9 protein-coding genes are annotated in these 12,597 nt (G+C 38.1%); 3 read left to right on the top strand and 6 right to left on the bottom strand.

Translation table 11 applies throughout. The features are described 5' to 3' along the window. Nucleotides 1–13 precede the first annotated feature (13 nt). From BM179_RS05600 to BM179_RS05590, 3 genes are all read right to left on the bottom strand, one after another. Complete coding sequence (locus BM179_RS05600) at nucleotides 14–946, bottom strand: homoserine kinase (protein WP_092013463.1); 933 nt, start codon at nucleotides 944–946, stop codon at nucleotides 14–16. An 83-nt stretch (nucleotides 947–1,029) separates the two neighbouring features. Continuing rightward, the gene (thrA, locus tag BM179_RS05595) at nucleotides 1,030–3,486 is read right to left on the bottom strand and encodes a bifunctional aspartate kinase/homoserine dehydrogenase I (protein WP_092013460.1); all 2,457 of its coding nucleotides are present in this window, start codon (nucleotides 3,484–3,486) and stop codon (nucleotides 1,030–1,032) included. 321 nt (nucleotides 3,487–3,807) lie between these two features. Next, nucleotides 3,808–5,376 (bottom strand): tyrosinase family protein, encoded by a 1,569-nt coding sequence (locus BM179_RS05590; RefSeq protein WP_177219308.1) that lies wholly within the window; start codon nucleotides 5,374–5,376, stop codon nucleotides 3,808–3,810. A gap of 268 nt (nucleotides 5,377–5,644) precedes the next feature. On the opposite strand from BM179_RS05590, the gene BM179_RS05585 reads away from it, so the two are divergent. Continuing rightward, entirely contained in the window at nucleotides 5,645–6,763 is a 1,119-nt protein-coding gene (locus BM179_RS05585) for a vWA domain-containing protein (protein WP_092013454.1), read from the top strand. A gap of 63 nt (nucleotides 6,764–6,826) precedes the next feature. On the opposite strand, the gene BM179_RS05580 is transcribed toward BM179_RS05585, so the two are convergent. After that, nucleotides 6,827–7,642 carry a mechanosensitive ion channel family protein gene (locus BM179_RS05580; protein ID WP_092013451.1) on the bottom strand — a complete coding sequence of 272 codons (816 nt, stop codon included), beginning with the start codon at nucleotides 7,640–7,642 and terminating at the stop codon, nucleotides 6,827–6,829. Between the two features lie 371 nt (nucleotides 7,643–8,013). Here BM179_RS05580 and BM179_RS05575 point away from each other — a divergent pair, with 371 nt between their 5' ends. Beyond that, nucleotides 8,014–9,717 carry a DUF6044 family protein gene (locus tag BM179_RS05575; RefSeq protein WP_092013449.1) on the top strand — a complete coding sequence of 568 codons (1,704 nt, stop codon included), beginning with the start codon at nucleotides 8,014–8,016 and terminating at the stop codon, nucleotides 9,715–9,717. A gap of 23 nt (nucleotides 9,718–9,740) precedes the next feature. Then, on the top strand, nucleotides 9,741–11,288 hold the full coding sequence (locus BM179_RS05570; protein ID WP_092013446.1) for a P-loop NTPase family protein: 1,548 nt from the start codon (nucleotides 9,741–9,743) through the stop codon (nucleotides 11,286–11,288). A gap of 56 nt (nucleotides 11,289–11,344) precedes the next feature. Here BM179_RS05570 and BM179_RS05565 read toward each other — a convergent pair whose 3' ends face one another. Together BM179_RS05565 and BM179_RS05560 are read right to left on the bottom strand one after the other, a co-directional pair. Further along, nucleotides 11,345–12,010 carry an MgtC/SapB family protein gene (locus BM179_RS05565; protein WP_177219307.1) on the bottom strand — a complete coding sequence of 222 codons (666 nt, stop codon included), beginning with the start codon at nucleotides 12,008–12,010 and terminating at the stop codon, nucleotides 11,345–11,347. Then, a complete protein-coding gene (locus BM179_RS05560) occupies nucleotides 12,003–12,509 on the bottom strand; it encodes a DUF421 domain-containing protein (RefSeq protein WP_092013440.1) in 507 nt (168 codons plus the stop codon). Before BM179_RS05560 ends, BM179_RS05565 begins: the two co-directional genes overlap by 8 nt. Nucleotides 12,510–12,597 lie beyond the last annotated feature (88 nt).

Here is a 12,597-nt window from a genome sequence, read left to right as displayed (position 1 = left end):
ACTTAATGCAGTCCTAACCCAATACAACAGGGCCAGCCTGATTAATCCCTGAAACATAACATTCCGAACCAATTCCTACTTTCGCAAATCCATCCTGCATAGCTTTTCCTACACGGTTTGCGGTAAATAAATCTTTAGAAAGGGCAAACATTGATGGCCCTGATCCGGAAATAGAACAGCCTAAAGCACCATTTTCAAGGGCGGCATTTTTCACATCGTCAAACTGAGGAATGAGAATCGAACGAATCGGTTCTATAATCACATCAACCAAAGAACGGGAAATCAAATCATAATCCGGTAACATTAAGCCTGCTACCAAACCAGCCACATTTCCCATCTGAGTAATGGTATTTTTCAGCGAAATTTCCCTTTTCAGGATGTTTCTCGCATCTTTTGTATTTACTTCAATATGAGGATGTACAATGGTAGCATATAACTCCTGAGGCGTTTTAAGCTGAATAATATCTAATGGTTCATAACTTCTGATTACAACAAAACCACCCATCAGACTTGGTCCGACATTATCGGCATGCGCAGAACCACAGGCAATTCTTTCACCTTCCATGGCAAAAGGAAGCAAGTCTTTCTGAGACAGAGGTCTGCCCATCAATTCATTTGCCGCAAAAACACCTGCTACAGAAGACGCCGCAGAAGAACCCAATCCGCTTCCGAGCGGCATTAGCTTTTTGAGGTCCATTTCAAAACCCTGGCCATCTTCTCCGATAAACTCCAGGAATTTGATAATAGCGATTCCGGCTGTATTTTTTTCAGCAGCCAAAGGCAATCTTCCTTCATCTCCCTCAATACGGTTGATTCTAACCCCTTTCCGATCAGATTTTTTCAGAATTAATTCATCTCCGGGATTATCAACTGCAAAACCGAAAATGTCAAATCCGCAAGCAACATTAGCCACCGTAGCCGGGGCAAAAACTTTTATTGATTCCATTTAGAAAAGTAGTAAGTCCTGCCTTTTTTGTTGAACTTACCTATCATTTTAAGATTTGATAGCTGTGAATAACACCTGTAATTTTACCCGAGATAACTCCCGATTGCCACAATATCAGCGAATACGCCTGATGCCGTTACCTCCGCACCTGCACCAGGTCCCTTAATTACCAAAGGACGATCAGAATAACGTTTGGTCGTAAAAGAAATCACATTATCGGCTCCGTCCATCATATAGAACGGATGTCTGTTGTTAATACTTCTCACACCGATATTAATTTTGTTATCTTCCAGCGTTGCAATAAAACGTAATACCTCTCCTCTTGCTTCAGCCTCGTCAACCATTTTCTCGAAATAAGTATTTGAAACTTCAAGCTGTTCAAAAAACTCATCGACCGTTGGCGCTTTTTCACAATTTTCAGGAAGTAATTTGTGAATTGTAACATCTTCAGGTTCAATTTTCAGACCAATTTCCCGGCCTAAAATCAATATTTTACGAGCCACATCCATACCACTCAAATCTTCTCTCGGATCAGGTTCTGTATAACCTTTTGCTTTTGCCTCCCGTACAATGTCGGCAAATTTTGTTCCTTTTTTGAAATTGTTAAAAATATAAGACAACGTCCCGGAAAGTACCCCTTCTATTCTTTCAAAACGATCTCCCGAAGAAATCAAACCCTGTAAGGTATTGATTACCGGTAAACCTGCTCCCACATTTGTCTCATACAGGAACTTCACCCCTTTCTTCAGCGCTGTTCTGTGCAATAAGGCATAATCCTCATACTTGCCCGAATTGGCTACTTTATTAGGTGTTACAACTGAAATATTTGACTCAAACAAGCCTAAATAGTAATTATGAATTTGTTTATCTGCAGTACAGTCAGCAAATACTGAGTTCGGAAGGTTCAGTCTTTTTGCCTCTTCCACAAACATCCATAATTCTGCCGGCTTTCCTTTGGCATTCAGTTCTTCAGTCCAGTTTTCCATAGGAATTCCCTGCTCTTCAATGAACATTTTCCGGGAATTCATTACCCCAACCAGATTGACTTTTAAACCTTTATATTTTGAAAGATAATTTCCTTGTCCCTGTAATTGATTCAGCAATGCTTTTCCGATCAATCCGGTACCGACAAGGAATAAATTCAGGGTTTTTACTGATGAGAAGAAAAATGTATCATGAATTACATTTAACGCTTTTGAAATATCTTTCCTTTCGATAACAACGGAAATATTTAACTCTGATGAGCCTTGTGCTGTTGCAACGATATTGATCCCGTTTTTACCCAGAACAGAGAACAATTTACCACTCACACCTGTATGATGGCGCATTCCTTCACCTACAACTGCAATCACTGAAAGGTTTTCCTGAATATCAATTCCTTCAATGTCTCCGATTGCAATTTCCGCTGCAAATTCTGAAGCCAGAATCTGACGAACTTCTGCAGAAAACTTAGGGTCTATCGCAAAACAGATAGAATGCTCGGAAGATGCCTGAGAAATAAGGATAACAGAAATCTTGTGTTTTGCCAAAACGGTAAAAAGTTTGGCGGAAACCCCGGCAACTCCAATCATTCCTGAACCCTGAAGGTTTACCAGGGCAAGGTTGTCAATAGAACTGATTCCGGTAATAATATAATCACTCGGATCTGCTTCACGGTTTACAACCGTTCCGACAAATTCCGGATTAAATGTATTCAAAACCCTGATCGGGATATTTTTTGCAAAAGCTGGCTGTAATGAAGGAGGATAAATCACTTTTGCCCCGAAATGAGTCAGTTCCATGGCCTCCGCATAAGTAATGGTAGGAATGGTAAACGCATTTTTCACCTTTCTCGGATCAGCTGTCATCATTCCGTCAACATCTGTCCAAATTTCGATTTCATGCGCATTCAATGCCGCCCCAAAAATTGATCCGGTATAATCTGAGCCTCCTCGCCCTAATGTAGTCGTTTCTCCCTTTTCAGTTGAACCAATAAATCCGGTAATTAATTGCAGGGATTTGGTTTTGGAAAAATGGTCTTTGATTAATTTATAAGTAAGCTCAAAATTAACTTCAGCCATTCCGAAATTGCCATTGGTACGGACTACTTTTCGGGCATCCAGGTATTGGCAATCCACGCCCTGAGCATGCAGAATTTCGTAAATCAAAGTAGTGGAAAGACGTTCTCCGAAACTGACAATCAGATCAGAGGTTCTTGCTGAAATTTCTCTGATAAGGCAAACGCCTTTGAGCAAATCTTCCAGTTCGTTTATTGTCGTTCGGATATTTGCAAAAACTTTCGACTGCGATTTTACATCAATCAAGGCTCTCACTACGTCAAAATGACGATCTTCAATAGCCTTTACCAAATCAAAATAACTGGTATCTTCCAATGATGCGCGTTTTCCGGCTTCAATCAATTGATTTGTCACCCCTCCCATTGCCGAAAACACTACTGCCGATTTCCTACCTTTTTCAAGGTTTCCTTTGATAATACTTAGAACAGACTGGATACTTTCAACTGTTCCGCACGAGGTTCCTCCGAATTTTAATACTTTCATTTCCTAAAGTTTCTGCTTTACAACAGCAGTTTTTTTGTAACGGGTTTGTTTCACTGTAAATAACAAAGATAGCCAAGAACCGTTCGTTTTTATCAATTTTTAGCTTAATAATCTTTTTACATCCTTCACAACTGTTCGGGATAATATCAGAAACAAAAATCCGTCTTCCCTGAAAATCTGCCTAAAACTGTAGTTTCTTATTGATTTATGACCTTTAGTCAGAAGATTGGTCTAAAAAAGAAGAAATCAGGCAAAATATTTTCCCATAAAAAAAGCACTTCCATCAAGACGAAAGTGCTTTTCATTTGTTAACTAAAAATGCTATAATCTGCTTATTTCTTTCACGGTTACACTTTTTACCGTAATCGGGTTTTTCGGTTCAGGACGCAGCTGGAACACTGAAACTTTGAATTTATCTCCGCTTGCTGCCTGCGCTGCCAGTTCATCAGTAATATCAAATCTCAATGTTTTTGTAAAACCTGCATGTGCTCCATGTCCGGAATGGCCTGAAGAAGCCTGATGATGACTGTTAGCTCCAAATAAACCAACAATTCCGACAATATACTTTTTAGGTTCACGGCTAAGCTTTTTAGCTTTATCATCGTTCAGCATCACAACCAGTTTGGTTTTGGTCTGCTTCTGAAAACCAATTTCTACCTCAAGGGAGTATACTTTTTTACTTTTATCAGCTCCGGCCAGTAATACCAGTTTTTTGGATGAATTAACTTCAAAAGAGTTATATTTTTCAACCATTGATTTATTTGCTGAAACGGTACCTAAAACACTTTCCTCAGAGAATCTGGCACTTACTTTATTGGCAGCAAGCAATTTAGGTTGTGCTAACATATAGTCATAAGTATAGTCTATATTTCTGATTTTTTCATAAACCTCCTTCATCGATTTATAGACAACCTTTTTACCATTTTCATCAAAGAAAACATAAGGCCACCATCCTGCTTTCTGGAATTCATCCCAGCTTAATTCATAATGTCTTTTCTCCCATTCAGCCCAAAGGCGGTCAATATTTGCATGGTGAAAGAAGAAAATAGGATCAAATCCGGCACTTGGTACGTCAGCCATCAGACCATAAGCTCTTGAACCATCTTTAAAATTATAGGATTGATAAATTCTGTTATAAAGCTTAACAAGTGTATCCGCCGGATTCACGGCTCCTCCTACGTAATCATGAATTACGTTATGAGGACCATCTTCAAGTTCACTTGAAAAGTTTTTAATATAGTACGAATTCCACAGATAATCCGGATCTAATACATAGCCCATTGCTCCGATGCTGTCAACTACAATTTTTCCATTCACATTCTTCACAATTCCGTCTTTTGCATTATTGTTGATAGATTGTCCAGCCATTAATGTAGGAGAACGTTCTACTTCATACAACCCATTGATTGTGGTATCTTTTGGCAGGCGTAAACCTGTTGGCATTGTTCTTTGAGCTGGAACATTATAATTCCAGTATGGCAGGGCAAAATCTTTTTTACCTGATAATTTGCGGATAATTTTTTCGTAATAGTAAATGTACAATCTATGCCAGGTCAGGAAGTGATATTGTACAAATCCGGGCTGCATATGCGGACAGGTATCCCATCCCAGCAAAGTATCAGCCGTGGTTTTATATTGAGGACAATAATAATTAGGCCCCGTAATTTCAAGAGGATCAGGCACATGGTGGATAGCCCCCTGATAATACCAGCTCACCGGATTGTCACAAGGGAGTTTTCTCATTAATTTTAAAGCTTTTGACATAGCCTGAATATCAGCCTGAGCTCCAATACTGTGAGCATTTTTCCGAACGTAAGTTGGTTTTTGTCCAAAGCCAATAAGAGGGCATAACACAGCCAGAAATATGGCTGATAAAATAGATCTTTTCATAGTCGTTATAGAATGTGTTAAATGTGTGCAATTATAACAACTTTTCATTACAGTCATGTATTTTCCACACAAAAACAGGTATTTTCCACACTGAAATACTTTTAACAAGTGATAATTATTTACGAAACCTGCTTCTTGATACACGAACCGGATTCAGTATCCGCAGGGGTATTTATAAGCATCAGAAACTACTGCAATCCTTTTTTTGTTACTTTTATATCACAGAACACTACAACATTTTGCCAAACCTTAAGACCCGATCCTAATTATGCTTGGATACCGCTTTTCAGAATTTATCCCTCAGGCTGAAGAAGAAGGCAAAAAAGCCAGATTTGAACAGCTTCTGAATATATTTAATCAATTACTTACCATGACAGCCGGAGATGTTTCTCAGGCTTTGTCCTGGCTTACCCAGCTCGATAAACAGTATAATTTAACTGATGACAGTTACGGAATTGCAGATTTCATTGAAGACCTTAAAGCGAAAGGATACATCAGGGAAGAAAAAAATGAAAACGGAGAATCTGCTCAGGTACTTACTTCTAAAGGAGAACAAAGTATAAGAAAGCAGTCATTGGAAGAAATTTTCGGAAAACTTAAGAAAACCAATAGCGGAGGAAATCACAGAACGCCTTATCAGGGTATCGGCGATGAGTTAAATACAGATCGCAGAGAATATGAATTCGGAGATTCAATGGACCAGATTGCCATGACTGAGTCTATCCGGAATGCTCAGATTAATAATGGCTATGAGAATTTCATGATGACAGAGAATGATCTGGAAATCATGGATAAAGAATATAAAGCCCAGACCAGTACCGTCTTAATGATAGATATTTCCCACTCTATGATTTTATACGGCGAAGACAGAATTACTCCTGCTAAAAAAGTGGCAATGGCTTTGTCTGAACTGATTATGACCAAATATCCCAAAGACACCTTGGATGTCATAGTTTTCGGAAATGATGCCTGGCAGATACAGGTAAAAGACCTGCCTTATCTGGAAGTAGGCCCATATCATACCAACACAGTAGCAGGCCTGGAATTGGCTATGGATTTGCTGAGAAGACGTAAAAATAAGAATAAGCAGATTTTTATGATTACTGACGGAAAACCTACCTGTTTGAAAGAAGGTATTCGTTATTATAAAAACTCTTTTGGCCTGGATAAGAAAATTCTCAATAAAACCCTCACACTGGCTGCACAATGCAGAAGATTGAAAATTCCCGTTACTACCTTCATGATTGCAAGAGATGAGTATCTGAAGGAATTTGTACAGGAATTTACGAAAATTAACAATGGGAGAGCTTATTATTCCTCCCTGAAAGGACTTGGTGAATTTATTTTTGAAGATTATCAAAAAAACCGCCGGAAGGACGTCAGATAAGATTTGCTGACAAAACAAAGAGGAGCCGTCAAACGACTCCTCTTTGTTTTATATGAGCATTTTCTATTGAAGGTCTTTGACATTCAGGTTAATAGCTGGCCCTGCTATTTTATCTTCATCAAATTGTCTCTTAATGCCATCATGCATTGCATAATATGTCTCCCAGTAGGTACTGGAATTTGTCCAGACTCTTACATCAAAAAGTAAGGCATTTTCACTCAGTTTTGTCAGTAAAACATCATGATTACGATCTTTCAGTGCATATTTACACTTGCTGACAGCCATTTCAAGTGATTTTATTACGTCATCATACTTATTCTGATTTCCTGCCGCAAAGACCATATCAACTCTGATTATACCTTTTCCGGAAATGTTTGTAGCCGGAGAAGTTGACAAAGCCCCGTTTGGCAAAATGATCGTTTTATTTTCAGGAGTTACCAATAAAGTGTTAAAAATCTGAATTGCCTCTACATGGCCTGTAAACCCCTGGGCACTGATCAGATCCCCAACCTTAAAAGGTTTAAAAATCAGGATCAGAACACCTCCGGCAAAATTCGCAAGGCTTCCCTGAAGTGCGAGGCCGACGGCCAGACCTGCCGCACCCAGCATCGCCACAAAAGAAGTTGTTTCGATACCCAATATTCCGGCACAGCTTAATAAAAGTAAAACATTAAATAAAACAGAAATAAGTGAGGTTAAAAAAGGCTGAACATCTTTGTCAATATGTCCGGCAGACATTCTGTTACTGAGTAATCTGGTAATTTTTCCTAAAATATACCGACCGACAATAAATACAACAATTGCAAGAAGTACTTTTCCGCCATATTGAGTAACGGCAAGAATAATTTGTTCCTTGAAAGAAGCCAGGTTAATGTTCATAGATAATTTACATTATGGTTGAGAAAATAAAATTGTTTCCATAGTCAGACGGACAAGAAAAATAACGGTCACAGTTTTTCCATCCTTATGAAGTCTGTTTTAAACCAAAATAAATATTATCGTGTTACGGGAAAGGAGTGTTCTTTGTACTTGGGGGCAGGCAATTCAACAGCTTATTTAGAATTTCAATTTATTAAAGATTAATTTACTGTATTTCAAAACAATATCCCAGCATTATCATATCAAATAATTTTGTCTTAACGTTAACAAGTTTAAGAATAATATATTTGCGATGATAATTTGATTTCGGGTCATATAGAAATCAGAAAAAGGATTTCAGATCCTGAAATATACAATGTAAATCTTTTTAAATGAATATTGATAATCTGCTGAAATGGGGCACTTTTACCATTTTAGTTATTTTTTTTCTGCCTCTTTTATGGTTGGGTCAGGACGCTTTCGTCACCATCCATGATAATCTCGACAGCGACTATTTATATTTGCGATTACTGGATATTTCCCATACCGCATTCGATTTTAATAGTACGATTTTCAATGTCATGAATGGTCTTCCCCGATCAGCCATGCGTTCTGGAATCAATTTAGAAGTTCTTTCTTTTGTTGTTTTTGAGCCTTTTACTGCTTACACGATTAATTATCTCCTGATTCACCTGATCGGATTTGCCGGTATGTATTTATTGCTGAAAAAACATTTTTTACCAAATCCAAATCAGCAGGTTATCGTTTGGGGAACGGCTTTAGCATTCTCAGTAGTTTCCACTTACATGGTTCACGGGATTTCGTCGTTGGGTCAGCCTTTATATTTTTATGCGATTCTGAATTTCAGGAAAAATAAATTTCGGCTAAGCGACTGGTTGATTGTGGTTCTGTTTCCAATTTACTCGTTTTTGGTTTGGGCAGGATTCTTTTCGGTAATTTGTGCAGGAATTATCCTCATTTACGACTGGATTAATCTGAAAAAGCTAAATCAGGCATTACTCGCTGCCATTTTAAGTACAGGGCTTGTTTATAGCCTGGTAGAATTTCAACTGATTTATTCATTCTTTTCAAAAGCTTATACCTCACACAGAACAGAATTCAATTATGATTTACTGATGCCTTTAAAATCCGGAATCTGTTTTCGTGAAACTTTTATCTCTTTCATCAAAACTTATTATCACGCCGGAGAATTTTTTACGATTTTTATTTTCATAATTGCTTTAATCAGTCTTGCCGCAGACAAAAAGTTTCACCAAAAAAGAAAGATCATCTCTTTATTATTAACCATTCTGGGTATTTGTCTTTTTCACGGGTTTTATCGCTTTTTTGTACAAGGCCTCGCTTCCGTTACAGAATTGCCAAAAGCATTTCAGTTCGACAGGTTTTATTTTCTCCTGCCAATGATCTGGTATCTGCTTTTTGCGATCTCACTTGATACAGTTTTACGATGGAAAAACGGTTTTTTACTTACAATACTGGCAATATTCATACAGTTATCCATCACCCTGAATTCAAACAGAGAGTTTTTGGTTAATCTGGATAAAATGTTCGGAAATCCCTTATCATTACCCAAAGAAAAAACGATTTCTTACCGTGCTTTTTATGCCGAAAATCAATTTGGCGCAATCAGAGATTTCATTGCAATTCCACAAGCTGATTACAGAGTAATCTGTGTAGGATTTCACCCGGCCATCGCACAATACAATGGTTTTTATACCCTCGATAGTTATCAGAATAATTACCTGCTCGGTTATAAACACCAGTTCAGGAAAATTATTGAAAATGAACTGGCTGTGGATAAAAAAATGAAAGAGTATTTTGATGCCTGGGGTTGCAGAGCCTATGCCTTTTCTCATGAAATCAGGGCAGACATACTCTATCATAAAACCTCCAAAGCTGCAATTAATAATTCAAGGTTAAACATTGAAGCCTTTAAACAAATGAACGGAAAATATGTTCTCTCCTCAGTTCCGATTAATAATGCCGGAGAAATCGGCTTAGTGCAGGAAAAGGTTTTTGACGACAACGATTCTTTCTGGAAGATTTATTTGTACAGCACCACAACTAAAAATTAACATTTAAAATAATCTTACGATAAATGTCATACAAAACGTTAAAATCAGGCGAACTACTTAATATACATACCCTCGGTCAGTTAAAAGCGGCCGGATACCAGTCAAAGAGTATCAAAGATGAATTAAGAGAAAATCTTATTCTTAAAATTAAAAATAAAGAACAGGTTTTTGAAGGAATATGGGGTTATGAAGATTCTGTTATTCCGGATATTGAAAGAGCCATTCTTTCCCAGCATCATATCAATTTACTAGGTTTAAGAGGTCAGGCTAAAACCCGGATCGCCCGCCTGATGGTTAATCTTCTGGACGAATACGTTCCGGTAGTTACCGGCTCTGAATTAAATGATGATCCATTGCAACCCCTTTCCCGTTTTGCCAAAGATTTAGTGTCTGAAATGGGCGATTTAACCCCTGTAGGCTGGTTACATCGCAGCGACAGATATACTGAAAAACTGGCCACACCTGACGTTTCAGTAGCTGACCTTATCGGTGACGCTGATCCGATCAAAGCGGCCACATTAAAGTTGCCTTATTCCGATGAAAGAGTCGTCCATTTCGGACTGATTCCCCGTTCGCATCGCTGTATATTTGTCATCAATGAATTACCTGATTTACAGGCGAGAATCCAGGTTTCTTTGTTCAATATTCTTCAGGAAGGCGATATTCAGATCCGTGGTTTCAAGATCAGACTGCCATTGGATATTCAGTTTGTTTTTACAGCTAATCCTGAGGACTATACCAACCGTGGTTCAATTGTAACCCCGTTGAAAGACCGGATTGATTCACAGATTGTAACCCATTATCCGAAAACACTGGAAATCGGGAAAAAAATCACTTTGCAGGAAGCAAAACTAAAACATGGCCAGAGTGAATTAGTTTCTTCAAATAACCTGATGGATGATCTGATTGAGCAAATCGCCATTGAAGCAAGACAGTCTGAATATGTGGATTCAAAATCCGGCGTTTCTGCCCGTATGACTATATCAGCCTATGAAAACCTCATATCAACTGCTGAAAGACGTGCACTTATTAACGGAGAAGATAAAACCTATGTGAGAATTGCCGATTTGGTAGGGGTTATTCCGGCTGTTTGCGGAAAAGTAGAACTGGTTTATGAAGGAGAAGTAGAAGGGCCGGTAATTGTTGCACAGAATTTAGTCGGAAAAGCGATCAGAACACAATTCCTGAATTATTTTCCGGATCCTGAAAAAATCAAAAAAGCAGCTAAAGATAAAGCCGGGAAAAATCCTTTTAAACCAATCGTAGAATGGTTTATGGACGGAAACATCATGGACATTCTGAACGATGGTCCAGACAAAGACTATTCTGCGAGGTTAAGAACTATCGATGGTTTGGATGATCTGATTGAAAAGGTTTATCCGGCAATGCAGGGCCGTGAAAAATTATTCATGATGGAATTTGTACTTCATGGCTTATCTGAATTTTCAATGATTTCAAAAAAGACGCTGGAAAAAGGCCTTCAATTTAAAGATCTGACAGACTCTCTCTTCGACCTCGACAATTTCAAATTTGACGATGAAGATGATGAAGACCAGGATGATAAATATTGATTAACAAAAAAAGCGAAGACCAGAATCTTCGCTTTTTTTGTGTTAATGCTGTCAAACTAAAATTCAAGATCCTGCACTTCCGGATTTTCCATTAAGTGTCTGATCAGTTTTTCATGTTTTGCCGAAGCACCTCTTACAGACCAGTAACTCGTTAAAATCTTTCCTTCTATAATCTGTTTATCTCTTTTTGCAAACAGATTCTGTTCCTCGAAAACTTTGCTGAACTTCTCGAAAATATCCGGTTCATAAACACAAACGATTTTATAATTCCGGGTTTGGCCGCCAAATTTTTCCATATATCCTTCGAGTTTCACGAAGAAACCAAGAACAAAATACACACTGAATGCTCCTAAAAAGGAAAGATAAATATGTCCGGATCCGATAGCCATCCCCAACGCAGCCGTAACCCAGATAATGGTTGCGGTAGTAAGGCCTTTAATTCTGTCATCCTGTTTAAAGATTACACCTGCCCCGATGAAACCTATTCCGGTTAAAATATTAGCAGCAATCCTGTCTCTCGAAACAGGTAGTCCCATCTTCAGAGAAAGTATCGTAAAAATGGTAGAACCAAGACAGATTAGCGTAAAGGTTCTCAAACCGGCAGACTTACTTCTGTATTCACGTTCTGCACCAATTAAAGCGCCTACAAATACAGAAGCGACAAGTTTCAGCAGATCCTCATTCTGGACAGCTTTTTGGAAAAATTCAGTAATATCATTCATTTTTTGAAACAACTTTATGAGCTTTTCTTTTCTTCGAAGAACGATGCGCAAAGGATTCAGATAAAACACTGATGTTTCCATCCACTTCAAGCACTGCCAGATCCACTTCACTTATTTTCGAAACGCCGTGTTCTCTTATTGCAGCTTCGAGTTCTTCCAGAGATATTTCAGCAATTCTAAGGCCGTTTTTCTTTATTTTGCCATTGTAGATCAACATAATCGGTTCTCCCTGAATAAATCTGGATACGCCTTCATGGTTAAACATCAGCTTTTTTAACAGAAAATTAGTCACAAACAAAGCTCCCGCTGCAATTAATCCCCCCTGAAGAGAGCTATCTGAGCCTACCATCGCATTCTGGACGGAATTTGAAATCAATAAAATAAATACAAGATCTATCACAGATAACTGAGCCAGTTCTTTTTTGCCAAACAAACGGATTGCAGCAACAATAAAGGCGTAAACCGCTATGGATTTGAGCGCTATTATTAAATAATTCATAACTATATTTCAGATTTCCTTAAAAATAAGAATTCTCCTAAAATTATACTTTTAATCCGATATTGACCAAAAGTTAAATAATTTCAGG

The sequence above is a fragment of the Pseudarcicella hirudinis genome, assembly GCF_900115665.1.
GTDB lineage: Bacteria > Bacteroidota > Bacteroidia > Cytophagales > Spirosomataceae > Pseudarcicella > Pseudarcicella hirudinis.
Note: the sequence above shows the minus strand (reverse complement) of the source record. Positions and strands in the feature narration are given on the sequence as shown.

Bases quoted from the DNA above. Each gene is read 5' to 3' on its own strand.
- BM179_RS05590 (WP_177219308.1), bottom strand. From the start codon at position 5,376: ATGAAAAGATCTATTTTATCAGCCATATTTCTGGCTGTGTTATGCCCT.
- BM179_RS05565 (WP_177219307.1), bottom strand. From the start codon at position 12,010: ATGAATGATATTACTGAATTTTTCCAAAAAGCTGTCCAGAATGAGGAT.
- BM179_RS05560 (WP_092013440.1), bottom strand. From the start codon at position 12,509: ATGAATTATTTAATAATAGCGCTCAAATCCATAGCGGTTTACGCCTTT.
- BM179_RS05570 (WP_092013446.1), top strand. From the start codon at position 9,741: ATGTCATACAAAACGTTAAAATCAGGCGAACTACTTAATATACATACC.
- thrA (WP_092013460.1), bottom strand. From the start codon at position 3,486: ATGAAAGTATTAAAATTCGGAGGAACCTCGTGCGGAACAGTTGAAAGT.
- BM179_RS05575 (WP_092013449.1), top strand. From the start codon at position 8,014: ATGAATATTGATAATCTGCTGAAATGGGGCACTTTTACCATTTTAGTT.
- BM179_RS05580 (WP_092013451.1), bottom strand. From the start codon at position 7,642: ATGAACATTAACCTGGCTTCTTTCAAGGAACAAATTATTCTTGCCGTT.
- BM179_RS05585 (WP_092013454.1), top strand. From the start codon at position 5,645: ATGCTTGGATACCGCTTTTCAGAATTTATCCCTCAGGCTGAAGAAGAA.
- BM179_RS05600 (WP_092013463.1), bottom strand. From the start codon at position 946: ATGGAATCAATAAAAGTTTTTGCCCCGGCTACGGTGGCTAATGTTGCT.